This is a genomic window from Sphingomonas sp. PAMC 26621, assembly GCF_000251145.1.
Classification (GTDB): domain Bacteria; phylum Pseudomonadota; class Alphaproteobacteria; order Sphingomonadales; family Sphingomonadaceae; genus Sphingomonas.
The window spans coordinates 43,869-69,230 of record NZ_AIDW01000037.1; the positions used below are offsets into that span (position 1 = coordinate 43,869).

20 protein-coding genes are annotated in these 25,362 nt (G+C 64.1%); 10 read left to right on the top strand and 10 right to left on the bottom strand.

Going from position 1 to position 25,362, the window contains the following annotated elements; all coding sequences use genetic code 11:
- Positions 1-81: 81 nt before the first annotated feature.
- Positions 82-624: a peptide-methionine (S)-S-oxide reductase MsrA gene (msrA, locus tag RI03_RS17890; RefSeq protein ID WP_010161860.1), complete on the bottom strand. Its 543-nt coding sequence runs from the start codon at positions 622-624 to the stop codon at positions 82-84.
- 63 nt (positions 625-687) lie between these two features.
- Here msrA and galE point away from each other — a divergent pair, with 63 nt between their 5' ends.
- Complete coding sequence (gene galE / locus RI03_RS17895; protein ID WP_010219016.1) at positions 688-1,683, top strand: UDP-glucose 4-epimerase GalE; 996 nt, start codon at positions 688-690, stop codon at positions 1,681-1,683.
- A 328-nt stretch (positions 1,684-2,011) separates the two neighbouring features.
- On the opposite strand, the gene RI03_RS17900 is transcribed toward galE, so the two are convergent.
- The 4 genes from RI03_RS17900 to RI03_RS22360 all read right to left on the bottom strand — a co-directional run bounded on the left by RI03_RS17900 (position 2,012) and on the right by RI03_RS22360 (position 8,418).
- Entirely contained in the window at positions 2,012-4,207 is a 2,196-nt protein-coding gene (locus RI03_RS17900) for a TonB-dependent receptor (protein ID WP_010219017.1), read from the bottom strand.
- A 202-nt stretch (positions 4,208-4,409) separates the two neighbouring features.
- Positions 4,410-5,636: a glycosyltransferase family 61 protein gene (locus RI03_RS17905; protein ID WP_170318409.1), complete on the bottom strand. Its 1,227-nt coding sequence runs from the start codon at positions 5,634-5,636 to the stop codon at positions 4,410-4,412.
- A 14-nt stretch (positions 5,637-5,650) separates the two neighbouring features.
- Positions 5,651-6,517, bottom strand: coding sequence for a glycosyltransferase family 2 protein (locus RI03_RS22355; protein ID WP_238542448.1), 867 nt, complete (start codon positions 6,515-6,517; stop codon positions 5,651-5,653).
- Positions 6,457-8,418 carry a glycosyltransferase gene (locus RI03_RS22360; RefSeq protein ID WP_170318410.1) on the bottom strand — a complete coding sequence of 654 codons (1,962 nt, stop codon included), beginning with the start codon at positions 8,416-8,418 and terminating at the stop codon, positions 6,457-6,459. Before RI03_RS22360 ends, RI03_RS22355 begins: the two co-directional genes overlap by 61 nt.
- A gap of 85 nt (positions 8,419-8,503) precedes the next feature.
- Between RI03_RS22360 and RI03_RS22365 the strand changes: the two genes are divergently transcribed.
- Positions 8,504-10,630, top strand: a complete 2,127-nt coding sequence (locus RI03_RS22365) for a glycosyltransferase (protein WP_010219019.1) — start codon at positions 8,504-8,506, stop codon at positions 10,628-10,630.
- A 60-nt stretch (positions 10,631-10,690) separates the two neighbouring features.
- On the opposite strand, the gene RI03_RS17920 is transcribed toward RI03_RS22365, so the two are convergent.
- Positions 10,691-11,794, bottom strand: a complete 1,104-nt coding sequence (locus tag RI03_RS17920; protein ID WP_138995720.1) for a polysaccharide biosynthesis/export family protein — start codon at positions 11,792-11,794, stop codon at positions 10,691-10,693.
- 209 nt (positions 11,795-12,003) lie between these two features.
- Positions 12,004-12,666 carry an ABC transporter ATP-binding protein gene (locus RI03_RS17925; RefSeq protein ID WP_010219021.1) on the bottom strand — a complete coding sequence of 221 codons (663 nt, stop codon included), beginning with the start codon at positions 12,664-12,666 and terminating at the stop codon, positions 12,004-12,006.
- 115 nt (positions 12,667-12,781) lie between these two features.
- Between RI03_RS17925 and RI03_RS17930 the strand changes: the two genes are divergently transcribed.
- The 3 genes from RI03_RS17930 to RI03_RS17940 are packed head-to-tail and all read left to right on the top strand — an operon-like array spanning position 12,782 to position 16,614.
- Complete coding sequence (locus RI03_RS17930) at positions 12,782-13,972, top strand: glycosyltransferase family 4 protein (RefSeq protein WP_010219022.1); 1,191 nt, start codon at positions 12,782-12,784, stop codon at positions 13,970-13,972.
- A 12-nt stretch (positions 13,973-13,984) separates the two neighbouring features.
- On the top strand, positions 13,985-15,295 hold the full coding sequence (locus tag RI03_RS17935) for a glycosyltransferase (protein WP_010219023.1): 1,311 nt from the start codon (positions 13,985-13,987) through the stop codon (positions 15,293-15,295).
- Complete coding sequence (locus RI03_RS17940) at positions 15,292-16,614, top strand: hypothetical protein (protein ID WP_010219024.1); 1,323 nt, start codon at positions 15,292-15,294, stop codon at positions 16,612-16,614. Before RI03_RS17935 ends, RI03_RS17940 begins: the two co-directional genes overlap by 4 nt.
- Positions 16,615-16,661: 47 nt before the next feature.
- Here the strand turns inward: RI03_RS17940 and RI03_RS17945 are convergent, their stop codons facing one another.
- Both RI03_RS17945 and RI03_RS17950 read right to left on the bottom strand, forming a co-directional pair.
- A complete protein-coding gene (locus tag RI03_RS17945; RefSeq protein WP_238542438.1) occupies positions 16,662-17,732 on the bottom strand; it encodes a lipopolysaccharide biosynthesis protein in 1,071 nt (356 codons plus the stop codon).
- Positions 17,733-17,865: 133 nt separating this feature from the next.
- Positions 17,866-18,672 carry an ABC transporter permease gene (locus RI03_RS17950; protein ID WP_010219026.1) on the bottom strand — a complete coding sequence of 269 codons (807 nt, stop codon included), beginning with the start codon at positions 18,670-18,672 and terminating at the stop codon, positions 17,866-17,868.
- A gap of 282 nt (positions 18,673-18,954) precedes the next feature.
- On the opposite strand from RI03_RS17950, the gene RI03_RS17955 reads away from it, so the two are divergent.
- Positions 18,955-20,145, top strand: coding sequence for a glycosyltransferase family 4 protein (locus RI03_RS17955; protein WP_010219027.1), 1,191 nt, complete (start codon positions 18,955-18,957; stop codon positions 20,143-20,145).
- Positions 20,146-20,150: 5 nt separating this feature from the next.
- Here the strand turns inward: RI03_RS17955 and kdsA are convergent, their stop codons facing one another.
- The gene (gene kdsA, locus RI03_RS17960) at positions 20,151-20,990 is read right to left on the bottom strand and encodes a 3-deoxy-8-phosphooctulonate synthase (protein ID WP_026046842.1); all 840 of its coding nucleotides are present in this window, start codon (positions 20,988-20,990) and stop codon (positions 20,151-20,153) included.
- Between the two features lie 173 nt (positions 20,991-21,163).
- Here kdsA and RI03_RS17965 point away from each other — a divergent pair, with 173 nt between their 5' ends.
- The 4 genes from RI03_RS17965 (at position 21,164) to RI03_RS17980 (ending at position 25,361) form a co-directional block, all read left to right on the top strand.
- Positions 21,164-22,156 carry a KpsF/GutQ family sugar-phosphate isomerase gene (locus RI03_RS17965; protein WP_010219029.1) on the top strand — a complete coding sequence of 331 codons (993 nt, stop codon included), beginning with the start codon at positions 21,164-21,166 and terminating at the stop codon, positions 22,154-22,156.
- Positions 22,157-22,169: 13 nt separating this feature from the next.
- Entirely contained in the window at positions 22,170-22,979 is an 810-nt protein-coding gene (locus RI03_RS17970; RefSeq protein WP_010219030.1) for a 3-deoxy-manno-octulosonate cytidylyltransferase, read from the top strand.
- Entirely contained in the window at positions 22,976-23,587 is a 612-nt protein-coding gene (locus RI03_RS17975; protein ID WP_010219031.1) for a histidine phosphatase family protein, read from the top strand. Before RI03_RS17970 ends, RI03_RS17975 begins: the two co-directional genes overlap by 4 nt.
- Positions 23,588-23,753: 166 nt before the next feature.
- Positions 23,754-25,361 (top strand): capsular polysaccharide export protein, LipB/KpsS family, encoded by a 1,608-nt coding sequence (locus tag RI03_RS17980; RefSeq protein WP_010219032.1) that lies wholly within the window; start codon positions 23,754-23,756, stop codon positions 25,359-25,361.
- The last annotated feature ends 1 nt before the right edge of the window (position 25,362 follow it).

Here is a 25,362-nt window from a genome sequence, read left to right on the forward strand (position 1 = left end):
AGAAGGGGGCGCGGCGAGCACTTATCACCTTCGCCACACGCCAAGCCGGCGGGAGCGTCCTGCCCCCGCCCACAGTCCGCGTTACGCCGAAACCGTCTTCGACCGTTCCGCAAAGCTCTTGCGGAGCTTCGCCAGCTTGGGCGGGATCACTGCCATGCAGTACGGATTGCGCTGGCCTTCGCTGTCCCAATAATCCTGATGATAGTCCTCCGCGGAATACCAGTCGGTCAGCGGCTCGATCGTCGTGACGATCGGCGCGGGCCAGCCCGATGCCGCCCGTTCCATCGCGGCGCGCGCTTCGGTCGCCTGCTCTTCCGAATGCGGGAAGATCGCCGAGCGATATTGCGTGCCGACGTCATTGCCCTGACGGTTGAGCGTCGTCGGGTCGTGCGTCGCGAAGAACATGTCGAGGATGTCGCCATAGCGCACCTGATCGCTGTCGAAGGTCACGCGGATCGCCTCGGCATGCCCGGTGTCGCCACCGCAGACCTGCTTGTAGGTCGGGTTGGGGACGCTCCCGCCGATATACCCGCTCTCGACGCTTTCGACGCCGATCACATCCTTGAACACCGCTTCGGTGCACCAGAAACACCCGCCCGCCAGCGTTGCGACTTCGCTTGCCATGATACGCTCCTTGTTTAGGTCTTTAAGATAGGTACGGCGGGAAGCGACAAAAGGGGGACGGCAATGCTGGACGGATCGGTGCTGGTGACGGGCGGCGCGGGCTATATCGGGAGCCATGCGGTGCTCGCGTTGCTCGATGCCGGGCACAGGGTCGTCGTCTATGACAATCTGACCACCGGATTCGACTGGCTGGTCGACCCGCGCGCGACGCTGGTGCGCGGCGAGATCGAGGATGATGATCTGGTCCGCGCGACGCTGCGCGATCATGAAGTGCGGGCGATCCTGCATTTCGCCGGGTCGATCATCGTACCCGAATCGGTGAGCAATCCGCTCAAATATTATCGCAACAACACCGCCGCGAGCCGCGCGCTGATCGAGAGCGCGGTGGTGTCGGGGGTGAAGCACTTCATCTTCTCGTCCACCGCCGCGACCTATGGCACGCCCGAAAAGGTCCCCGTCGCGGAGGGCGAACCGACCGTGCCGATCAACCCGTACGGCACCTCCAAGCTGATGACCGAGGCGATGCTGCGCGACGTCGCGGCGGCGCATCCGATGAATTATGCGGCGCTACGCTATTTCAACGTCGCGGGGGCTGACCCGGCGGGCCGCAGCGGGCAGTCGACCGTCGGCGCGACGCATCTCATCAAGATCGCGGTCGAGGCGGCGCTGGGCAAGCGCGAGACCGTCGGCGTCTATGGCACCGATTATGCGACCCCCGATGGCACGGGCGTGCGCGACTATATCCATGTCAGCGATCTGGCCGCGGCACATGTCGCGGCGCTCGACGTGCTGATCACAGAGCCGACCCGCAGCCACACGCTCAATGCGGGGTACGGCAAGGGGTTCTCGGTGCTCGAAGTGCTCGACGCAGTCGACCGCGTGACCAATCGCAAGCTTGAACGCGTGATCGAGGGACGCCGCGCGGGCGATGCGGGCGAACTGGTCGCGGATAACCGAGCGATCCTCGAAACGCTCGACTGGACGCCGCAGCGCGCCGACCTCGACCTGATCGTGCGCGACGCGCTGGCGTGGGAGCGCAAGTTGGGCGAGCGGGAGTAGGCAGCGTTACCGCGCCCTTGGCTGCCTCTTCCCCGGCGAAGACATGGCCTCTGCGAAACCATCCGTCATCCTGAACTTGTTTCAGGATCCAGCCCTCCGCGAGTCCGGACGATGCCTGCTGCGCGGTGGATGCTGAAACAAGTTCAGCATGACGGCGGCCTTTGGGGCCGGGGGTGACGATAAAACCTACGATTGCCTTTACGCAGAGGTCTCGCGAAAACCGGGGCCTGGCAGCAAGCGGTTGATGGCGGGTGTCGCGCCCGATGACGTCGGCCATCGCTCCTGGGCCCCGGCCTTCGCCGGGGAGGTAAAGTTGGTGTGACGCCCCTCAGATCGTCTTGCTGATCCCGAACAGGAACCCGCGCCGCGCGCCGAACTGCGGCGCGCCGACCCCGACGCCGGAGCCGTCGCGGATCTCGTAGACATGGTCGCCGACGTTGATGATGTCCGCGCGGATTTCGATTCCCGGCCCGGCGAAATTGTGGCTCGCGGTCAGGTTGACCACCGCATAGGGCGGGAGCTTGCCACCGTTCGGAACGTCGCCGTCGCGGCGCAGCCCGGAGCCGTACAGCATCGACGCGCCGACTCGCGTATCGCGCAGGAAGCCCTGCTCGATCCGGTAGGAGGCACCTGCCGAGGCGGTCCAAGTCTGGTCATGGTCGAGATAGATCGCCTGGCGCGCGATCGTCGCGATATCGGCGGGGTCGAAGTTGAACTGCGACGAGACGATGTTGGTCCCCTGCGCCTTGGCATAGGCGAGGTTGCCGTAAAGGGAGAGGCCGTGCGCGGCGTAGCTGATGTTGCCCTCGACGCCCTTGATCGTCCCGCGCGCATAATTGAACGGCGTCAGGATGATCGGCGCGCCGAACTGGCCTTCGTCGAGCAGGTTGTACGACTTGCGATAATAGCCATCGAGCCCGACCGTCACCGCAGGCGACAGCTTCCACTGCCCGCCGACGTCGAAATAGTCCTGCTTCTCGGCATAGGGCGTGTCCGCGAGCGGGGTGGCGACGCCGTCGTCGCCGGGGGCCTGGGCGCTGGTGCCGCGGAACTTGAGCACGCTGGTGGTCGCGACGTTGCTGAACGGCGGCGGCGAAAAATAACGCGAGTAACCGGCGTGGAGCGCGAGCCCCTCGAGCGGGGTCAGCACCGCGTTGACGCGCGGCGAGAAGGCGCTCTCGGCGCGATAGCCGTTATAGTGATCGAACCGGCCGCCGAAATTGACGATCAGCGGCTCGGCGATCTTCCATTCGTCCTGAAGATAGACGCTGTAGGTCATCTCGGTCCGGGCGCCATTGTCGATCACCGTGACCGGCTCGCCAAGCTGCGCGCCCGCATCGTCGACCTGGAACACTTGGGTAGAGGTGCGGCTGTTGTTGCGGTCGCGCGAGATGATCACGCCACCACGCAGCGTGTGCGCCGCGCCCAGGCGATACGCGCCCTCGATCTGCCCGCCGAAGGTGAAGTCGCGCTTGAAGGCGTTCTGCGCGAGCCCGTTGAACAGCAGTTCGCCGAGCACGTCAGGGGTGTAGCGCAGCGCAGAATAGCGGGCGAACAGCGAGGCCTGCAACGTCAGCGGGCCCGCGTCGTGCAACAGGCTGGCCAGCGCGAAGGCGGTCTGCTCGTGCTGCCGCTCGTCGAGGTCGTCGCTCAGGACATCGCTGACGCCGCCGACGCTGTAGCCACTGTCGGGGCGCAGCCCGCGCGGGTTCGGGATCTGGTAGCGCTGGTCGGCATAGCCACCGATCAGCGAGACGCGGTTGTTCGCATCCAGCGTGTGGTCGAGATAGACGAAGCCCTGATATTGGTCGGTCCTGTCGTGGAGCGGGGTGCGCCCGGAATCGACCGGGTCGATCCCGTTGTTGCTGTGCTTGTAGCTGCCGGTGACGAAGTAGTTCGTCTGCCCGGTCGAGCCGCCATATTCGATGCTCGGCTGGATCGTGTCGTTGGTCCCGCCATAGATTTGCGCGGTGCCGCTATTGTCGAAATGGCTCTTGGTGGTGATGTCGATGATGCCCGCCGTGCGCAGGCCATATTGCGCGGGGAGCGCGCCGGTGCGCAGGTCGAACCGCTCGACGATCCGCGGGCTGAGCGTCTGGCCGAACACCGAGACGCCTTCGGGCAGGATTGTCCCGTTGATGCGATATTGCAGGTTGTTGTGGTCGTCGCGCACGTGGAACTGGCCGCCGCCATCCTGCACCACCCCCGGCAACTGCAGCAGGATCTGATTGAGCTGGAGATTGTCGCCGCCGGGGAGCGCCTTGATCTGCGTCGCGGTGATCGAATAGGTCGTAGCACCAAGGCTCGGCTGGATCGACGCGCGCGCCGCATCGAGGCGGCCGGTGACGACGATGTCCGGGCCCGCGCCCTTGCTGGCGGCGGCGTCGGCGGGCGAGGCGGCGGGCGACGCGGCGGTCGTCGTGGCAGGGGCGGGATCGACCTGCTGCGCAGGCTCGGCGGCGAAGGCAGCGACGGGCAAGGCGAAAGACGCAGCGACGCCGGACAGCAGAAAGGATCGGATCATGCGGGAGACGGCCTTTTTAGAACAGCTTGGTCGGGTGCGATGGCGGCCCTACATGTGATGAGATAAAGTATCAAGGCCGAGTCATCGTCTCCCGGAACGATTCGGCCCTGACGCTCCCGCCACGCGCTTGCCTGCGTGGCGGCCGCTACCTTGCGGGGAGATGAACGGGTCGCCGCAACTTACACAGATGGCATCGCGGCCCTCAAAGCGCGTCGAGCGCCATTTGCAGCGCCGCCGGAACGATCGAAAAATCGCTGCGGTGCGCCGGCACCGTAGGGTCTGCGACATCACCATACAGAACCCGATAATATTGCCCACGCACCACTGCCAGATCCCAATAGAATGGCTCGATCCATCCCGACGGCGCGAGATAAATCACGGTCGTGGAGGGACGACAGAACATCGTATTGGTCATTGCCGCCCCCATCTGCCCGATGACGACCTGGGCACCGCTGAACAGGCGGACCTGCTCAACGAAGCTCAGGCTGGCCGGATCAACGACCGTGAACCCGCGCTGCTCGACAAGTCGAAGAACATCCGCATGATTCGACAGGGTCCTGCCGTGCTGCGCCGCACGATCGACAAACAGCAACGTGGGTCCGGTCAAAGGGGCTGCGTCCACCGCAATACGCGCGAGCGTCTGACGTACCGCGAAATCGATCGCGACCGGAGACTTCTGCACCGGGTGACGGGTAACGGGCGTGGCGTAATAGAGTTCGACGAAATGATATGGAATCGATCGATCGACCAGATCGATATGAATCGAGGAATCGAGAAACGTGCGGATCGAATCGATCCGGACGCTGTCGATCGCATCGCCATAGCTGTGGATCACGACGCGTACCGGACGATCATCGTGCTGCATCAGCGCCATCACCGCACGCAGGCGCGGCAGGTCGTCGACGAGCCAGTGACCGTAGTTGAACGATCCCGCCGAGCCAATGAACAGGCACCGCCATGCCGGATCCGTAAAGCGCGTCCGGTCGGCGTTGAGAATCAGGTCGCGCGTCGCGATCTGGACGGCGGCGCGGTCGTTTGGCCGGTAGGTTTCATAAACGATTGCGGGGTCGGTAGCCGCGTTGGCATAGAGTACACTTCCCGCAAGGACCGCATCGGCCAACCTCACCAAACCGGAGGCGGGGCAGTTCTGCGTCGCGATCGACGCATAAAAGCCTTGCAGATCCTCGGTAAACGGACTGGGTTGAACGAATCCGGAGTCCGGGAACCGCCAATGGTAGCGCGCGGTCTCGTACAGTTCGTCGACCCAATGGATTCCGTAGGTGGCCGGGTCGGTCGTTGCCGCACCAGGCGCATCCTCGCTTAGCCCGGGCGCGACCGCGCCCGCTCCATAGGTCCGGTCCGCCGCGCAGCAGATCGAGGGTAGCGAGCCTGATCCCACGTCAGGCTCAATGTCGATCGGCTCTGCCACGCTTGCTCCGTCAATCATGGGGCGCCTGCGGCCGGCTCGCCTTGCCGCCACGGCATCGGAACGCGCGGAGGTACCGCAGGCGCGAAGTCGAGACGGTCGAGCGAAAGGTTGGGCGAATAAAAAGGATCGTTCCGCAGCAGGTCACCCCACCGATCGTGCATCCGGGCGGCCTCCGCGGCGAGCCGCCGCGCGCGCTCGCCCGTCTTATCGCTACCGCGCGTCCGGCTTTCCTTGTGGATCAGCAGAATTTCCGGATCGCCGACGACCTTGAAGCCCAGCGCCCGGATCCGGAGGCACAGGTCGATGTCGTTATAGGCAACGCGGAATTCGGGGGCGAACCCGCCGACCGTGGTGAAATCGGACCGCCGGATAAACAGGCAAGCCGCGGTCACCGCTGAAAATTCCTGCATTAGTCTGGCTTTGCCGAAATAGCCCGGGTCATTTCCGTTCATGCCGCCATGCGGCGTGCCAGCAACGCGGTGATCGCCCATGCCAAGCGCGATTCCGAAATGCTGAAGCGTTCCATCCGGGTACAACAGTCGCGCGCCAACGACGCCGACGTCGTCCATTGACAACAACGCGCGCGCACGGGCGAGCCAATCTCCAGATAAGATTTCTGTATCGTTGTTGAGGAAGCACAGGATGTCGCCGGTCGCGTGTTCGGCGGCGAAATTGTTGATTAGCGAAAAGTTGAAGGGTTCATCATAACGCAAAACTCGCGCGATCCCCTGTTCCGAGAGGCTTTCGAGATAGGACAGCGTAGCAGGATCGTCCGATCCGTTATCGACGATCAGGATTTCGGCATGTTCGGGCACGGTCTTCACGATCGAATCGATGCAGGGCTTGAGTACGTCGAGTCCGTTGCGAGTCGGGATGATGATCGAAACTGATGTATCGAACGCCCGCGACGGACGGACCCCGGTACATCCGGGGGCGAACCCTTCCCCTGAGCGGAACGGCATTCCGGTCCGCTCGAAATGGCCGTTGATCGCCAATTGCGCGGCGACAATCGCGTAACCCTTCTGGTCGGGCGAAATGGCAGTGATCCTGGCGTGGTGCGCCAATGATACAGCACGTGTGGGATATGGACGATACGAGAATCGCTGCTTCGCTCGAAGCAGCGCAACAGCAGATCGTAATCCTGGCTCCCTTCGAGTCCCAGCCGAAATCCGCCGATTTCCTGTACCAGCGCACGGCGGTAGACTCCGAGATGGCTGACCATGTTATGGCCGTACATCAGGAACTTGCTGAAGTCGCCCTTAAAGTACGGAGCGGACCGATTATTGTGCACGTCGATCTTGTCTTCGTCCGAATACAAGACGTCGGCATCAGGATGCTTGTTTATGTAGTAAGCAACTACAAATAAAGTATAGTCTGGGATGACATCGTCATGGTCGATCAGCACGACGAAATCCCCGCTTGCGAGCTTCAGTGCGCGGTTGCTCGCATCGGAGATGTGACCGTTTTTCGGAGATTGGACATATTTGACGCGTTGATCGCGCGCAGCATATTCGGCGAGTACGTCGACCACCGCGGTATCAGGCGAATGATCATCCGCGATGCAAATCTCGAAATCCGAGTACGTTTGCTTTAGCATCGCATCAAGGCACGAGCGCAGCAACGGCAGCGGCGTGTTGTAGGTTGGCATCACGAACGAAAACGTCGGTCGCACCGCCATTGCAGCGGTCATCCGGTCGATCACCGCATAATCTTCGGCGAGTGGACGCTCGTACTTGTAGAACCAGCGACGATAGTGGGAATCGAGATCGAATTCCGACACCATCAACGTCCGCGAAGCCTGAGCGGATTCGCGCGGCGTCATTGGCGCGCGCTCAAAACACGTTTGCGCAAGTTCGAGCAGCGGGGTTATGTCGAGGTCTGCCGATGCGAGGTCGCGGATGATCGCTTCTGCCTCGGCAAAGGTGGCGACCGACCGGAATGTTAACGTCGGCTGGTAGATGACGTTCGATTTCCGATCAGGGTCCCACCGCACCCGCAGGATCTGTTCCGGATTCACCAGCAAGAGCGGCGTCGGCGCCGAGCCCGAAAGGAAGGGGAGACCCATCCGCTCCTCGAAGCCATCGCCATAATCGAGATACAGCTGCCCGTTTAGAAGATTGCCCTCTTCGAGCGGGCGCGCGTCGATCGTCAGGATTGCAAGCCCGCCAGCGCTGGCGACACGTTCGTCCAGCTCGAACACCACCCAGGGATCGAGCGACGAGAATTGCAACCGTTGCCCCTTAGCCGCGAGCGCGACATCGCTTGCCTCGATCGGCACCAGCCCGACGCTGCATCGCGCAAGCGCCGCCACTACCTCCGGAACCGCCATCTTCGGCGCGAACGCGGGACTGCCGTGCTGCAGATAATCGATCTCACGAAGCGCATCGCTATTGCCATTCTGGTCCGCGCTCTGCCGATAGAACCGAAGCGCTTGCTCCTCGTCGCCCATCCGCTTGTAGAGATGGCCGATGCTGAGCAGAAGGTCGGCGTCGCGTGGCATGCGCGTCAGTGCAACATGATAGGCTGCGAGAGCCTCGTCGAGCGACCCGGACTCCTTAAGGACATGCCCAAGCTGGACCCGAATCGCCCTGTCGTGCGGCTTGCTGCGCAAATGCGCCTTGTACAGCGTTGCCGCTTCCGCCCAGTCGTGCGCATCGCGCGCCCGATCCCCCTGCGCGCGCAAAGATGGCGTCGAGCCCCGCAGTTGCTTCGTACCAAACGGACGAGACAGCAGATTAGGCCATTTCACTGGAACCTCTTTCCCCGGATTGTACGAATTCAAAGTGCCCGGAAATCTCGCGCTAGCGCAAGCTCGCAACCTTCACTAGACTAGATTGGAATGTACCGGCGGGGTCTGGGATACGATAATGCTGAGTTTTGCAGCCGCCCGGCTGCGTACTGCCGCGCGACAGGCCGCACGCCATCGTGACTGGACTGGCGCAAGCACAGCATATCGCGCCTACCTCGATCGCTGCCCGCAGGACTCCAAGGCATGGGTGCAATATGGCCATGTCGCCAAGGAAGCGGGTGACCTGGAACTGGCGGTGTCCGCCTACGGCCGCGCGTTGGACGCCGCGCCAGATGCCCCCGAAACCTGGTTCCATCTTTCGCACGCCTGCAAGCGGATCGGGGACAGGGCTGCGGCAATCGATTGCTGCACGCGCGCAGCGTTGCTGGACCCGGGCTTTTCCCGAGCGGCCGAGGAACTAATTGCGCTGGGTGCGCGCGATCGCATTCCAGCGCAGTCGCTCCCCACCGGCAGCGACGCAGTACCCCGCCCGCACAATCCTCAAGTGCAGCCCGCCCCCACGCTGGACGGGCCCGTCTTTGCCCCATCGCGCTACGACTCATTCCGACGGCAGCTTGCACTTGCACCACCGCCGGAGTTTGCGCCCCTTGCGCTGCCACTGACCGTGCTGATTGATGCGACGTCAGCGCTTCCAGTCGAGATCCGCGCGACATTGTCGAGCCTGCTCGACCAGCACGACCGCCGCTGGTGCGCGATCGTGCAAGCACCGCCGGCAATCCTCCGTCATTCGGTGGCGAGCCTGGCGATGCTCGAACCCCGGATCCGCTTCGCGGCGACCGACGCTGCGGCCCCGTCGATCGACGCATCTCCCCACGTCCTGCTGATTGCGGCCGGAACGATGCTTGACCGGCAGGCGATCGGGTGGTTCGCATTCACGTTGGCGCGGACGGGATGTGTTGCCGCGTATTGCGATCACGACCGATCGGTCACCGACTGGCGGCACGGCCGATCGTCCGCGGCCCCCGTCTTCTTTCCGATGTTCGATCCGCAGTGGACCCCCGATCCGCAGGAGGAACCGGCAGCAGTGCTCATTGATCGCGCACGCCTCCCCGATGCGGAAGGGCGAACCGGCGGGACCTGGAAGGTGTTGCGAAACGCTGCGGCTACGGGCGCGGTCGTTCACGTGCCGCTCCTGCTGGCCAGCCGGCAGAGTTTGCCGGAAGAGGCCGAACTGGCCCCGCCCGACCGTCAGGTGGCGGATCCCGTGCCACCCTCGTCCTTGTCCTCCCCAGACAAAACGACCACCCCCCTTCCGCCCGCCGCACGGATCCAGATCGTCATTCAGACGCGCGACGAGCCTGCGATGCTGCGAGCCTGTGTCGACAGCATCCGGCAGAAGGCAACCCGCGCGGAACTGCTCGACATCACGATCGTCGACAACCGCAGCATCGAGCCCGCCACTGAACGCCTGCTGGATGGCTATCGCCGCAAGAACATCGCAACAACCCTGGCGTTAGACGAGCCATTCAACTGGTCGCGCGCTAACAACCTTGCCGCGGATATCGGCGACGCACCGCTACTGCTGTTCCTCAACAACGATACCGAGATGCTGAGCACGGGCTGGGACGATGCGTTGCGCGTAGCGCTGTCTCCGCGCGATGTCGGAATTGTCGGGGCGACACTGCTGTATCCCGACGGCACGATTCAGCATGCCGGGATCATCATGGGAATGGGCAGCGGCGGACCGGTCCACGAAGGTATCGGTCGCGCGGTTGACACCGGACCCAACGACCGATGGCGCAAGCCCCGCAGCGCGGCGGCAGTCACCGGTGCATTCTTGGCGATGCGGCGCGACGTGTTCGATACCGTGGCAGGTTTCGACGCGCTCAACTTCGCGATCGCCTTCAACGATATTGACCTGTGCATGCGCGTGCGTGCAGCGGGCTTCAGGGTGGTGATAGGCGCCGATATCCGCGTCACGCACCACGAATCGAAGACGCGCGGGATGAACGTCACCCGCTCGCAGATCGCGTGGGACCTCGACGAGCTGGGGCGGCTGTACGCACGTTGGGGAAACGCCCTGTTCGACGATCCGGCGTACAACTTGCACTGGACCCGGACCGGGCAACCGTTCGACGGCTATCGGATGCCATCCTTGCCCGAAGTAATCCGCAGGATCGACCTCGGCGCCCGCGCCGACCCATGGGCGCCGCACGTCACGCGGGACGAAGCCGTCTGGTGGTAACGGCGTCCGCGTCCACCTGCTGACCGCGTCCCTACCAGAGCGCGGCCAGCGGATGACCGATTAGTTCGCGATCTGCCGCGCGGTAATGAACGGCGCGAACAACTGGTTGATGATCCCGAACAGCTTGGCTGGCTGATTGGCGCGGGCATTCGCGATGTACAGAACGTCCTTGTCGTGCATCGCAAAGCGCTGCGCGAGGAAATAGCTTTCGGGCCGGAGCAGGTTGAGCCGGTAAATTACCGGCTCCTCGGTCTCCGTGCCAACGTGCACGCCGTAGCGGAACAGGAAGATCGCCGACGGATCCGCCACCGCATCGTTCGGCCCGCCTGCGCGCGCGAGCGCCTCGGCGAGCGAAACCTCGCCGGTTTCGAACGCGACCTGCGAAATTCGGGTCACCGCGCCAAATACGGTGTAGGTACGCGGGCGGCGAATCAGTTCGATCCGGTCGCCAGGAATAAGGATCAGATCGTCCTGCGTGCTGGCGCGGATCGTGCCCAACCGCTGGTCGACGGTACGCCCGCCACGGACAAACCGAACTATCGTATCGTCCGAGGTACTCGCGCTGCCCCCGGCACTCGCGATCGCGTCGAGGAGATGTTCGCGCCCCAGCGTTAGCGCAAGCCGACCGGGCTTGTTCACCGCACCCGACACATAAATGGTATTAGCGACATTCTGTTTGATCGCGACCAGGACGCGCGGGTCCTGCGACTTGCCGCGCAACCCCGCCGCGATGCGCTTCTGCGCCGCGTCCGCGGTCAGGCCTCCGACCGTGATCGCCCCGAGATAGGGCAAATTGACGCGCCCCTCTGCATCCACGACCGTATCGGGGAAAGACTCGCCATGCGCCGAGGGGTCAAACCCGCCTGGGGCCGACCGCACGCCCCCGCCGAACAGCGAAACGCCGACTTCATAGACCGAGATGGTCAATACGTCGCCCGGACCGATCAGATCGACTCGCTGGTCTATTGCCAACGGCGCGAGCGCGGGAAGCGTCGTGAATCGCTCGCGTTCGGCGCTGTTCATCGAATCGACCGCATGGAGATCGAGATCGATGATGCGGAACCGGACGCTGCCATCGGATGCCTTCGAATGCTTTACGATCGCGCGCGCGGTTGGCCCGTTCGAGGGCAGCGTCGAGCAACCGGCAATCAGAAGCATCGCCATCGATCCGACCAGACCCGGCAAGCGTCGACCCACAAAACTTAACGACATCGAGCAACAGTCCTGAATATTTCGAGCCCGGTTGGTGCAGGCGACGTGCGGAAACCGCTGTCCATTAGGAGGCAACGCGGACGATTGCCATGGCTTATGTTGCCGGTCGCGCGGCCCGGCCAGCGCAACCACTCCGCGCTTCGTGCTGCGTACACGCCACATCACATTCCACGAGTCTGCAGACGGTGGTGGACTTCGCACGCTTCGGCAATCGTATCATAATGCACCAGCGCGCCGCCGTAAAGCACCGCACCCCGTCGACAATATGCCTGTAACGTATTTGGATCATGCGAAATCATAACCAAAGTCGCATTGTCTCGGCGCGAGATCAGCGCATCTTCGGAGCGACGTCGAAAACGTTCGTCGCCCGCTGCCGTAACTTCATCGACAAGGTAACAGTCGAAGTCGATCGCCAAGCTGATCCCGAACGCCAAACGCGCGTTCATGCCCGCCGAATAGGTGTTGACCGGCTGATGAAGATATGGCCCGAGCTGGGCAAAGTCTTCCACGAAATCAAGTAATTCCTGCTCAGGGCGATTGTAGATTCGCGAAATGAAGCGCGCATTGTCAGCGCCTGTCAGGCTAGACTGAAAGGCATTGCCATAGCCGATCGGCCACGAGGTCGTCATCGATCGTGTGACCTTGCCCGTTGTCGGTTGCTCGACTCCGGCGATCAATCGCATCAATGTCGACTTGCCAGCACCGTTCGCACCGCAAATGCCTATCGAGTCGCCTTTTTCTATCGTGAAGTTGAGATCGGCAAAAACCAGCTTCTCGAACTTGCGAAGATGGTAGGTCTTCGACACATGGTCGAACCGTATCATGGTAAGTCCCGTCGTTGGTTCGGTCGCGCCCGCCGGCAGTCGCCTTCGTCGCTTTGTCCCCGTACAGGCTTCGAGGCAGGTTTGGAAGGCGTAGCAGAATGAGCAGCTGGAGACGATGACAGCATCCTGGCGCGACGAGCTTGCAATCCCGATCTGCGTCGATGCGCGGATGCTGGAAAAAGGTGGCACCGGCGTTTCGAGCTATGCGCGTTCGCTTGCCGCGGCAATCGCATTGATCAGCGATCAACCCTATCGGCTGCTCGCGGACCATACCGACGACGGGCCGATCCGGAAGAATATCGATCTGCTCCGCCGCGCGCCGCGCAACTTGCGAACGGTCGGTGATGCGGCGGGCTTGGCGCTTTCAGGGAGAGACATCTTTCGCCGGGCGCATATCCATTTCGGGGTGCACCGTACGCTTTATCCGCTTCGTTGCGATCTTGAACCTGGGATCATGCACTGGACCTATCCCGTGCCGATGCGGATCGAGGGGTGGATCAACATATACACCGTCCATGATGCGATCCCGCTCGTGCGCCCCGACCTGACGTCGATCGATCCACGACGGCATCGCGCGGTGCTGGACGCGATCGTTGCTAGCGGCGACGGCATCACGACCGTGTCACAGGACGCGCGTGCCGCGATCATCGCATCGTTGAAATGCACGCCGGATTTCGTCACCGACACCGGCCAGCCCGTCGATATCGCTGACCTGGCACCGGGTCCGATCCCGGAGGGACTCGTTCCGCAGGGATATTTCCTGATGGTCGGTTCGGTCGAACCGCGGAAGAACGTCGCGGCAGTGCTCGCCGCCTATCGCCGCGCGGGAGTTGATCTGCCGCTGGTCGTGGCAGGTCCGAACGGCTGGCGCGCTGAACCGATCCTTGCCGACATCGCCCGAACCCCGGGGACCCGCCGCATCCCCTATCTCGAACGCGCCACGCTGCTGGGGTTGATCGCGAACGCGCGCGCGCTGGTGTTCCCGTCGCTTGCCGAGGGGTTCGGACTGCCGCTGGTCGAGGCAATGGCCCTGGGGACGCCTGTGCTGACCAGCGATCGCGGCGCGCTGGCGGAAGTCGCCGGCGGCGCGGCGCTGGCGGTCGATCCGAACGATGTCGCGGGGATTGCCGGGGCGCTCGCCGATCTTGCCGGGGACACAGCGCTCCGCAAAGCGCTGGTCGATCGCGGGCATGAGCGCGTGGCCGCTTTCTCGCAGGATCGCTTCGTCGTCCGGCTGCTCCAGCTTTACCGGGATACGTTGCAGGCGCGCGGTTTGCACGGTAACGCTCCTGCTTTCCACAGATAAGGGCAACCACGTTTGCGCATCGGCATCGACGGCTACAATTTGGCGATGGCCAACGGTACCGGAATCGCCACGTATAGCTTGATGCTGGCCAAGACGTTGCAGTCGATGCAACATCATGTGGACGGCGTCTTCGGCTTGGACGTCACTGGTCCCGCAGACGAGCGTGAGACATTGTTCTATGATCGTCTTGCCCGTCCCGGTGACCGGGGCATGCGGCGCAAGCGACTTGGCCGCATTCTCTCGACACTTGGCACCGCACGCGGACTCGAGGCGCTCCCGGTCCCCGCCGGAACGGTCGACACGCGCGCGTTACGCGGTCGGATGGCGGCGTTCGACACGCTGTCGAGCGGAGCCCATGTGTTCGAACGATCGCATGCCTATTTCCGCGCGACGGGGCGTTTCGCGCGGCTGCGGATGGAGAATCCGCCAGAGATCATGCACTGGACCTATCCCGTGCCGGTGGTGCTGGAGGACACGCGCAACATCTATACGTTGCACGACATGGTGCCGCTGCGGCTGCCGTTCGCGACGCTTGACGACAAGCGCTTCTATCGATCGCTCGTCGCCGGCTGTGCTGCCAGGGCGGATGCGATCTGCACGGTTTCTGAGACCAGCCGTCGCGACATTGTCGATCTGCTCGGCGTGGCACCCGACCGGGTCGTCAACACCTATCAGGTCTCGCCAATGGACCCCGACCTGCTGGACGAGCATCCCGATGCCTCCGCGCACACGATCCAGACGACCTTCGGCCTGCCGCGCGATGGCTATTTCCTGTTTTTCGGCGCGATCGAGCCGAAGAAAAATCTGGGACGGCTGATCGAAGCGTATCTTTCGCTCGACACCAAGACCCCGCTCGTCATCGTCGCCGCGCGCTCGTGGCAAAGCGAGGCCGAGCTGGTGCTGCTCCCCCGCACAGACGACGTCGCCAGTCCGCGGCACGCGCATCTCGAGCAGCGAATCATCCAGATCGATTATCTCCCGCGCCACCTGCTGATGCGGCTGCTGCGCGGCGCACGCGCGCTTGCCTTCCCGTCGCTGTACGAGGGGTTCGGCCTGCCGGTCCACGAGGCGATGCTGCTCGGCGTCCCCGTACTGTCGTCGCTGACCGGGTCTGTGCCCGAGATCGCCGGAGACGCCGCATTGCTGGTCGATCCGTATGACGTCGCCGCGATCGCCGCCGGGCTGCGCCGGCTCGACGCGGACGCCGATCTGCGCGCGGACCTGGCGGTGCGCGGCGTGGCGCAAGCGGAACGCTTTTCGAGCGAGCGCTACAAACAAGCACTTGATGCCCTATATCAACGGGTTCTGGAGACACCGAGATGAGCGATCAGATGCTGCTCGAACCCGCCGAAAGCCATGATCCAAACCCGGATGGCCTGTCCTTCCTTCCAATTGACCCGTTCCAGGCGCGTCCGCATGTCGCAAGCCGGATCGCGCCACTTGGCGGTCCTGATGCAGGCGAGGATCCGACCTATGCCTTCCAGTCGGTTCAGGTCTTCCCGCCCCCGGGTGCGGTGCGGTTCACGCTGACCTTCCACGACCTCCTTGCTACCACGGGAACGCTGTCGATCCGCGTCCATGCCCTGTCGACGTTCCCGGGCACGGCACCGATGCTGCTCAAGACCGTCACGCTCGATCTGGCCGGGATCGCGGTCGGCGACGGCATGGTCGAGGTGGCGTTCGAGAGCCGGCGGAACATGATGTACACGCTTAGCGGGACGATCGAGGACGAGACGGACGCGGTGGCGCACGCGTTGTCGCTGACGCTGACCCCCCGCGAGCGGGATGCACCGCTGCCAAACGCGGATCCGGTCAATCCGTCCGCTGCGCCTCGCGTCGCGCGAATAGCGCATCATCGCGAACGGCCCGAGCTCGTCACGATGCAGAAGCCCGTGCTGGCGCGTCCGGTATCGCAGGCGATGACTGCGCCACAGATCCGCGACCCGCTGGTCGCCGCCTGGAATGGCGTGCTTGGGCAACCCGACGGCAGCGGTGCCGAAGCGTGGGAAAACGCCTTCATCCTGCAGGCGCTGGCTTATTATGACGTCCCGACCAAGGATGCCGCTGCGCTCGGGATGTTCCCGGCCTACCATCCGCTCCCCAGCTATCTCGCCGGACGCGGTTGCACCGTGTTGACCGCGGCAACGCAACGCGACGATTGGCCCGAGGGGGACCCTGGACGTGCGCTGGAACAGCTGCATGATCGCTCGCTCTGTAACCCGCGCCAGTTCTTCGATTCGGTCCATCTGACGCTGTTCGAGCATCTAGCGGTGCCGCCCGGGCTTGGCGGGTTCGATTTTCTGTGGTCCACGGGTACGTCCCGCGACGCGACAACGCGGGCGCGCTTTCCGCAAATGCTGCGCGACAGTATCGCCTGTCTGAAGCTTGGCGGTGTGGCGATCCACATGCTGCGCTATTCGGGTGAGATCGGCACCTTGAGCTACCTGGATACGGTGGATCCCGATGCGGCACCGAACGATCCGCCCTGGACCAGTTTCGCGCGCGCCGAAATCGAACGGATGGCCTTGTCGCTGATCGCCGATGGCCACGAAGTCGCGCAGCTCAAGTTCGACGTCGATCCGCGGCAAGGCATTGGCGCACGGAACATTCCGTTTGCGTTGATCGCCCGTCGTATGCGCTGAGCGATACGCCCGCCCGCTGCCCCACCGGGGCGCGGGCGGGCGGTCGATCAGGCCGCGTGTTCCTTCACGCCCGCCGCGATCAGCCAGCCGATGCTGTACACCAGCAGCAGCCCGAAGAAGACCGTGAGCAGGATGCGCTCGCGCTGCGGGAAGAGCGATTTAACCGGCAGGTTGGCATCGACGATCCGTACCAGATACAGCTGCTGGCGCTGTGCACGGTCGCGCGCCTGGGCGAACGCCGCCGCCGCCGCCTCATATCGCTTGCCCGCGAATTCCTGACGAAGTCGCAGATCCTCATAGCCACCAAGATTGTTCGCGATGGTGGGCCCACCACCCGCCAGCCGCCCCGATTGCATAGCGAGCTGCGCGCGCAACGACCGAACCTGCCGGGACAGCGCCATATATTGCGGGCTCGACCGACTGATAAAGGCACCCGCCGTCTCCAACTGCGCCTGCGACGCCGCCAGATTGGCACGCAGCGTCGAGACCAACCCGATCTGCGCCTTGCCCGATCCTTCGGGGTCAATGTCCGACTTTTCCTGACGGAACGAGGTCAAGTTGCGTTGCACCTCGGCGGCAGCGACCTCAGCGTCGTCAAGCTGACGCTTCGACGCCGAGATTGCATCGCGATAGCTGCGCGCGTTAAGCTGATTGACGCGCTGTTCGCCCATCACGAGCAGCTTGTTAATGATTGCGTAGCTGTCGTCCGGTCGAAACGCCCGCACCGACAACGTGGTGATTCCGGTGTCGTGGTCGGTCCGCGCTGAGACCTTGTCGTCGTAATATCTCAGCAGGCCCTCGGGCGTGGGGTTCTCGCGGCTGAGGCGGCTCAGCAGGTCCGCCTCGGGGCGGCGAAACCGGCCGACAAGGTCGATTTCACGCCGCAGCTTGTCCACCGCTTCGTGCGACAGGAGATAGTCCGACACGCTCGCCGCATCCCCGCCCGACCCGCCGCCAGTGGTTAACCCAAGCAACGCGCCGAAGCCCGACGAGGTGGGGGTGGGCGTATCGGCCGAGCGCACCACGAAATGCGCCTCCGACTGATATTGGTCAGCTGCGAAAAGGTAGTAATAGCCAGCGAGCAATAGCGTCGGCAGGATCACGATCAGGAAGAGCATGCGCCGTTCCCGGAAGAGATTCACGGTTCGCGCCCACACCGTTGGACGCTCTTCTGGCGGCGTTTCCAGCGATGGTGCAAAAATACCATGCATGTTCATGCAATTAACTCTCGAATAAAATGCGGCAGCGAGCTCAACTCAAATGTACGCGGTTCCGTACCGCCCGCACCGCGATCAAGCCAAGCAAATTCAGAATAAGCGTTGCGGCGGTGATATAGATAAAATTGATATATTCTGTATTGGCGGACTCGAACTGCCCGTACCGCACAAGTTCGAACATTTGCGGAAAGGGATTGTACAGCAGCAAGTGCCGATACGGCTCGGGAACCCAGGACACCTGATAGAACGCCGCGGAAAGCGGGATCATGAAGTAGCTGAACGGATGGACGAGGCGTTCAAGCAGGCTGTTGTCGTGCGTTCCGCCGACGATGATCATCGAGATGCCGAACGAGAAGAAAAAGATGTACGCGATTCCTGCGAGCAGCATCAGCGGTCGTGCCGGAAAATCGGCAAAGCCGATCGCGATAATCAGGCTTAACAGGATCGTAAACGCCACGAACGTTCCTGCCGCCTCAAGCAGCGCACGGGCGAGCGCGATGTCGAACACTGTCACCATGCGGTGATACAGAAGCGGAAGATTGCCGTGCAGCGTCCCCTCCGCACGATTCACGATGCCGCGGAACATAATGAAAATCGTATAACCGACAACTGTCAGCGCAACCGGGTTGATCGAGCCCTCATGCGCAGTCTGCCCGCTGTGGAGCAACGCGATGATGCTGCCCAGCATCAGCGGTTCCGCGACCAGCCAGAGATAGCCGATGTTTTCGCGACCGTAGCGGGTGTGCAACTCGCGCATCAGCACTGCCCCGATGACGCGGCCTTGCACCGTCAAAGCCTGACCCCAGGAGAATTTCGGGGCTGCGGCGACCCGGCTGTTCATGCCGCACTGTCTTTCGTCATTTTGCCATTATCCTGGAACGTGCCAATCCTGCCGCTCCGCACCAGCCGCAAGGCGTACGGCCCGCGATGCGGCACGGCCTTTCCCGCAGGGCCTGTATCGCAAGTGCCGGACGGTTTCCATCGCTATAGCGTTGCTGCCCCCGCGCGCCAATTGCAGAGGTGACGCGGTCCGTGCCGCCCTCTATAGCCACGCCATGCCGACGTCGCGCGAATACTGCCTGCAATCCGGCCTGCCGTTGGCGAAGGTCGGACGCTGACGACAATGCCAGCCCGCACTGCCACGCCACTTGCCGGGACCGACCGTCCGCTCCTGCTCGATATCGGCCGGGTGATCTGGCGGTCCTGGTCCGCCCGTTTGCCGACCGGGATCGATCGGGTGTGCCTGGCCTATATCGCGCATTACGGCGCGTGCGCGGATGCCGTCATCCAATGGAAGGGACGACGCTTCGTTTTAACGGGAGCGGATGCGCAGCGGGTGATGGCAATCCTCCTGGCGGGCACGACCCTGTCCCGTCGCGACCTGGTGACCGCGCTTGCGCGCGCGCTGCCCCGGGCGCTCGTCGCAGTGCCTCGGCGGCGGCAGATCTATCTCAACATCGGGCATACCGGCCTCGATGATCCCGGTCTTGTCACCTGGATTGCAGAACACGACTTGCGCGCAGTTCATCTGATCCACGATCTCATCCCGATCGAGACCCCTGAATATTGCCGCCCCGGGGAAGCGGACAAGCATATCCGCCGGATGACCAACGCGCTTGCGAGCGCAAGCGGCATCATCGGCAATTCGCAAGCGACGGTGGATGCGCTGGAGCGCTTTGCCATTTCACGCGAGCTTCGGCATCCGCCGACGACGACCGCATGGCTCGCCGGGGACGTGCTGCCCGCCAGCGCGACCGCGACCGTACTCGACCGACCGTATTTCGTCAGCGTCGGGACGATCGAGGGGCGAAAGAATCATTTGCTGCTGCTCCAGACATGGCAACGACTGGTCGCGCGGCTGGGGGATCGCGCCCCCTTGCTGGTCCTGGTGGGGCAACGCGGGTGGGAAGCTGCGGCGGCGTTCGCCCTGCTCGACCGCGCGACCGATTTGCGCGGCGCCGTGCGCGAATATGGCCGCTGCGACGATACCGAGCTCGCCGGCCTCTTGCGCGGTGCGCGTGCGTTGCTGATGCCGTCGTTCGCGGAAGGGTTCGGCATGCCGGTGATCGAGGCTCTGCAGCTCGGCGCCCCTGTCATTGCGTCCGATCTTGCGGTGTTCCGTGAAATTGCCGGCACGATCCCGACCTTCCTTCCGGCGCATGACGCGGTCGCGTGGGAGCAGGCAATCCTTGATTTTTGCGCGCCCGCGCCCGAACGCGCACGGCAGATCGAGGCGATGCGAGGGTATCGCGTTCCGGACTGGCCGGGCCACTTCGCCACGGTCGACCAGTGGCTGGAGACGCTCCCCGCTTGAGCCGGCTAGAGCAGCGGTTGCGCCTTCACCGCCGAATCGATCGCCAGCAACTGGCGCAGCAGCGGCTCCATCTGATCAAGCGGCCAGGCGTTGGGCCCGTCCGAAAGGGCGTTCGCCGGGTCGGGATGCGTTTCGAGGAACAGCCCCGCCACGCCTGCGCCAACCGCAGCCCGCGCCAAGACGGGCACGAATTCGCGCTGGCCGCCTGACCGGTCCCCCTGACCGCCCGGGAGCTGGACCGAATGCGTTGCGTCGAACACCACCGGGCATCCGGTATCGCGCATGATCGCGAGGCTGCGCATGTCCGACACCAGATTATTGTAGCCGAACGAGGCGCCGCGTTCGCAGACGGTAAAGCTGTCCGGATCCTGCCCCGCAGCGATCGCTGCGCTGCGTGCCTTGGCGGTCACGTTGACCATGTCGCCCGGCGCCATGAATTGCGCTTTTTTGATGTTGACCGGCTTACCGCTCGCTGCGACGGCCGCGATGAAATCTGTCTGTCGCGCTAGGAACGCCGGGGTCTGCAACATGTCGACGACAGCGGCGACCGGGGCAACCTGTTCGGGGGTGTGGACGTCAGTCAACACGGGCACACCGATCTCCGAGCGGACCTTGGCAAGGATGCGGAGCCCCTCCGCCATCCCGGGACCCCGGAATGATGTCCCCGAACTGCGATTGGCCTTGTCGAACGAACTCTTGTAGATCAGCATGATGCCAAGGCGGTCCGCGATCGACTTGAGGGCCTCGGCGGTGGAAAGCGCGAGCATTTCAGTCTCGATCGCGCAAGGACCAGCGATGAGGAAGAACGGATGTTCGAGACCTACGGCTCTGCCACACAACTTCATGGAACGTCTGTCTTTCGATAATCGATGGGAATGATCGTCCAGGCCACGGTGCCGACGGGCAATTAACGCTTGACCCTTGCCAAATCCACGCTGTGGCGGCACCGGTCTATCCCCTATCTTCTGGCGGTCGGCTTTGCCATAGCACGTTGGCCAATTGGAGTGACGAATTGCAAATGCTAGAAAAGCACCGGGTCGGCGACGCAGCACTCGAGTCCGCACTGCGGACCGTCCGGATCGAGCAGGAGGCGCTGACGACGCTCGCCGCGGCCATGGGCGAATCGCTGCTGGGAGAGGCCTTCAAGCAGACCGTCGCCGCGATCACTGCAACCTCGGGCCGCCTGATCGTCAGCGGGATGGGCAAGAGCGGGATCATCGGGCGCAAGATCGCTGCCACGATGACATCGACCGGTACGCCGTCGCTGTTCATCCATCCGGGCGAGGCGAGCCACGGCGACCTCGGCATGATCACCGGCGACGACATCGTTCTGGCGATCACCTGGTCGGGCGAGACCACCGAATTGGGCGATCTGATCGCTTATTGTCATCGCTTCGGCATCAAGCTGGTCGTCGCCACCGCGCGGCCCGAAAGCACCGCCGGCCGTGCCGCGCACATTTGCCTGGTATTGCCGCATGTCCGCGAGGCTTGCCCGAACGAACTCGCGCCGACGTCATCGACCACGCTCCAGACCGTGCTCGGTGATGCACTGGCGATTGCGCTGATCGAGCAGCGTGGATTTTCCAAATCGGATTTCTTGACGTTCCATCCGGGCGGCCAACTTGGCTCGCAGCTCATCTCGGTCCAGCAGCTGATGGGGAAGGACGATAAGATTCCAACCGTTCGGCTGGGGGCGTCGCTGATGGATGCGACCTTCGAGATGAGTCACAAACGCTATGGGTCGACCGCGGTGCTCGATGGCAGCGGCAATCTGGTCGGCGCCTTTACCGACGGCGATCTTCGCCGCAGCCTAGCGACGCAGCAGAACCTGCATGATCCGATCGAGGCGCACATGTCGCACCATCCGCTTTCGGTCGCGCCCACAACGCTTTCGACCGAGGCCTTGCGGATTATGAACGCCAATGCGGTGACGGTGCTGTTCGTGTGCGAGGGGAGCAGACTAGTCGGCGCGCTTCACATGCACGATCTGCTACGCGCGGGCGTCGTCTGATCTGGCACCGGCTATGACCGACCTGATCGTTATCCCTGCCCGCTTTGGCTCGACCCGACTTCCGGGAAAGCCGTTGCGGCGCATCGCGGGGTACAGCCTGCTCGAACGCGTGGTGCGCGTGGCACGTGCGGCGGCGGAGATTGCGAGCGACTGCGATGTCGTCGTCGCGACCGACGATTCGAGAATCGCGGATCATGCCGAGGCGCTGGGGTGCCCCGTCGCGATGACCGCACGCGAGATTAGCTCGGGGTCGGGCCGCGCCTGTGCAGCCGCCACAACGCGCTCCGTACGACCGGACATCGTGGTTAACCTGCAGGGCGACGCCCCGTTTCTGCCCGCCGCAATAGTCGCCGCGCTGATTTCGGCGGCCCGCGACACCGCCGCCGCTTGCGTCACGCCGGTCGTCCACCTCGATTGGCCAGCGCTCGATGCGATGCGCGCGCACAAACTGACCTCGCCGTCCAGCGGCACCACCTGCGTCCGCGCCGCCAACGGTTTGGCGCACTGGTTCTCCAAGACGATCCTGCCCGCGATCCGGGACGAAGCCGCGCTGCGGGCGGAAGGCCCAGTTTCGCCCGTTTTCCGCCATCTCGGCCTCTATGCCTATCGGATCGAGGCACTTGAGCAGTTCGAGGCGACACCACCGTCCCCATACGAACGCCTCGAGGGCCTGGAACAGCTGCGGTTTCTCGAAATGGGGCTGACGATCCACACCATCCTCGTGGAACCGCCGCTGCATGCGATGTCGGGGATCGATACCGCGGTGGACGTGGCGCTTGCCGAGGACCTGATCCGCCGGTTCGGCGATCCACACACGCGATGAGCCACCTGTTCGTCATCGTGCGGCATGGCAACACCTTCGCCCCCGGGGAACCAGCGCGCCGGGTCGGCGTGCGAACCGATCTCCCGCTGGTCGATACGGGGCGCGCCCAGGCAGAGGCGCTGGGCCGGGCGTTCAAGGACCAGGGTTTGCGGTTCGACCGGATCCTGTGTTCGCCGCTCCGGCGGACGCGTGAGACCGCGGACCTCATTCGGGCGACGCTCGGGGCAGCGGTGGAGGCGGAACCAACGGTGCTGCTCGCCGAAATCGATCACGGCGTGGATGAAAACCGCACCGAGGACGAAGTGATCGCCCGGATCGGGCGTGACGCGCTCGACCAATGGGATCGGGTCGGGATTGCGCCACCGGGGTGGACGGTGGATCGCATGGCAAGGATCGAAGGCTGGCGCGCGCTGTTCGCGCAGACGCGCCCGGGCACAACCTTGCTCGTGACGAGCAACGGTGCGGCGCGTTTCGCGCTTCAGGCAGATTCAGCGCTTGCCGCGCAAGCCAGCGCCCGAAAGAGTTTGCGGTTGCGAACGGGTGCCTTCGGCACGATACGCGCCGAGGGCGATCAGCGGGCGTTGGTTGAATGGGATCGGCGGCCCTGACGCCACGATGCTTGCGCTTGGTGACGTCCTCGGGGAGAGGGTGCACATGACGGTGTTCCGATCCTCCCGCCAACCCCGTGGCACCGACGCCGCGCTGCTGCGTGCTCCACCTTTTCCCGGCGCGCCACGAACGACGTCGGAAGCGGCGCGCTCGCCAGTCCTGCCAATGATTGCAGACAGCACGATCGACGCGATATTCGCGGCGATCCGCGACGCGCAGGTCGGGGGCGCCTTCTGGGCACCGGCGGCAGAGCTTCCCACCGGCGGGCTGATCGTCCGCGTACGATCGCCGGAGGATCTGCTCGCGGTGCGCGCCGACCTCAGCGATGCCGAACGTTCCGCGTGCCAATGGCTCTTGCCCGCGGCCTACGCACGCCACGGCAAGGTGCGCGGTTGGGTCGCGCCGGAACCCGTGCTGTTCGGCGAGGTCGATCCGTGGTCGCTTCTTCCCGCGGCTATGCTGCTACTGGCGCATGGCGATGATGAATGGGCCGTGCTGGCCCATATCGCCGGTTGCACCGTTCGGCTGCTTTCGGACGGTCGCTTCGGTGCTGCAGGTGCGCACCCCGCGGCACTTCGCGAACAGGCCGTGACCGCGGTGCTCCGGACACGCTATCTCGATCCGTTCACCGGGGACGAGTCCGATGCCGCGAGCACGATCGCGCTGTTGACCTTCTGGCGCCGGACGATCGTGGCCAATCGCGGCATCGTCGCCGCGAGCGGCATCGCCTGGTGGAAGCGGCATGAAATCGCGCGCTTCCTATGGTCCGCCGACCAGCCCCTGCGCTTTTTCCAGTCCGAACGCCGCGCGCTGGCTCATGCGGCGCGGCACAGCGGCGCGGTGGCGGTTTGGCCGTCGCGGATATCGCCCGCGATGGTCGATTCGGCGGCGACACTCGGCGTCCTGCTGATCCGGGTCGAGGACGGTTTCGTCAGATCGGTCGGACTGGGGAGCGACATGGTGCCGCCGTCCTCGGTCACGGTGGACCGGCTTGGCATCCATTATGATCCGTCCCGCGCGAGCGACCTCGAGGCCCTGCTCGCGGCAACCGACTTTCCCCCGGCGTTGCTCGGTCGCGCGGAACGGCTGCGGACGCGGATCGTCACGGCAGGGATCAGCAAATACGGCGGCAACGGCGCGCAGCCGGTTCCCGCGCGGCAGCCCGGGCGAAGGCTCGTGCTGGTTCCGGGGCAGGTCGAGGACGACATGTCTGTTCGCCTCGGTGGTGGCGGACTCGCGAGCAATCTCGAGCTGCTGCGTCGTGCTCGCGTGCTCGAACCCGATGCCGAGATCTGGTTCCGACCGCATCCCGACGTCGATGCCGGCCATCGTAAGGGTGCGGTGCAAGATGCCGATGCGATGCGCTACGCCGACCGCATCGTTCGCGGAGGCGGAATGGCAGCGCTGCTCGACGTCGTCGATTCGGTCCATGTGCTGACGTCGCTCACCGGTTTCGAGGCGCTGCTGCGCAACCGCACGGTCACCTGCCACGGCATGCCCTTTTATGCGGGCTGGGGGCTGACTCACGACGTGATCGAGGCCCCTACGCGGCGAGGCCGTGCGCTGACGCTCGCCGAACTCGTTGCGGGGGTGCTAATCCTCTACCCGCGCTATCTCGACCCGGTGACCGGGATACCGTGCGAGCCGGAGGTACTGCTTGACCGCATGGTCGCGGGCGACGCGGTCAACCGCCTTGGCTGGGTAAGCCGTATCCGACGGCTACAGGGCCGACTGACCAAAGCAGGCCGCCGGGCAAGCCCGTCGCCGCTCTAGT

Coding starts and splice junctions, on each gene's coding strand:
- msrA (WP_010161860.1), bottom strand. CDS start 624: ATGGCAAGCGAAGTCGCAACGCTGGCGGGCGGGTGTTTCTGGTGCACC.
- galE (WP_010219016.1), top strand. CDS start 688: ATGCTGGACGGATCGGTGCTGGTGACGGGCGGCGCGGGCTATATCGGG.
- RI03_RS17900 (WP_010219017.1), bottom strand. CDS start 4,207: ATGATCCGATCCTTTCTGCTGTCCGGCGTCGCTGCGTCTTTCGCCTTG.
- RI03_RS22365 (WP_010219019.1), top strand. CDS start 8,504: ATGCTGAGTTTTGCAGCCGCCCGGCTGCGTACTGCCGCGCGACAGGCC.
- RI03_RS17920 (WP_138995720.1), bottom strand. CDS start 11,794: ATGGCGATGCTTCTGATTGCCGGTTGCTCGACGCTGCCCTCGAACGGG.
- RI03_RS17925 (WP_010219021.1), bottom strand. CDS start 12,666: ATGATACGGTTCGACCATGTGTCGAAGACCTACCATCTTCGCAAGTTC.
- RI03_RS17930 (WP_010219022.1), top strand. CDS start 12,782: ATGACAGCATCCTGGCGCGACGAGCTTGCAATCCCGATCTGCGTCGAT.
- RI03_RS17940 (WP_010219024.1), top strand. CDS start 15,292: ATGAGCGATCAGATGCTGCTCGAACCCGCCGAAAGCCATGATCCAAAC.
- RI03_RS17945 (WP_238542438.1), bottom strand. CDS start 17,732: ATGCTCTTCCTGATCGTGATCCTGCCGACGCTATTGCTCGCTGGCTAT.
- RI03_RS17950 (WP_010219026.1), bottom strand. CDS start 18,672: ATGAACAGCCGGGTCGCCGCAGCCCCGAAATTCTCCTGGGGTCAGGCT.
- RI03_RS17955 (WP_010219027.1), top strand. CDS start 18,955: ATGCCAGCCCGCACTGCCACGCCACTTGCCGGGACCGACCGTCCGCTC.
- kdsA (WP_026046842.1), bottom strand. CDS start 20,990: ATGAAGTTGTGTGGCAGAGCCGTAGGTCTCGAACATCCGTTCTTCCTC.
- RI03_RS17965 (WP_010219029.1), top strand. CDS start 21,164: ATGCTAGAAAAGCACCGGGTCGGCGACGCAGCACTCGAGTCCGCACTG.
- RI03_RS17970 (WP_010219030.1), top strand. CDS start 22,170: ATGACCGACCTGATCGTTATCCCTGCCCGCTTTGGCTCGACCCGACTT.
- RI03_RS17975 (WP_010219031.1), top strand. CDS start 22,976: ATGAGCCACCTGTTCGTCATCGTGCGGCATGGCAACACCTTCGCCCCC.
- RI03_RS17980 (WP_010219032.1), top strand. CDS start 23,754: ATGATTGCAGACAGCACGATCGACGCGATATTCGCGGCGATCCGCGAC.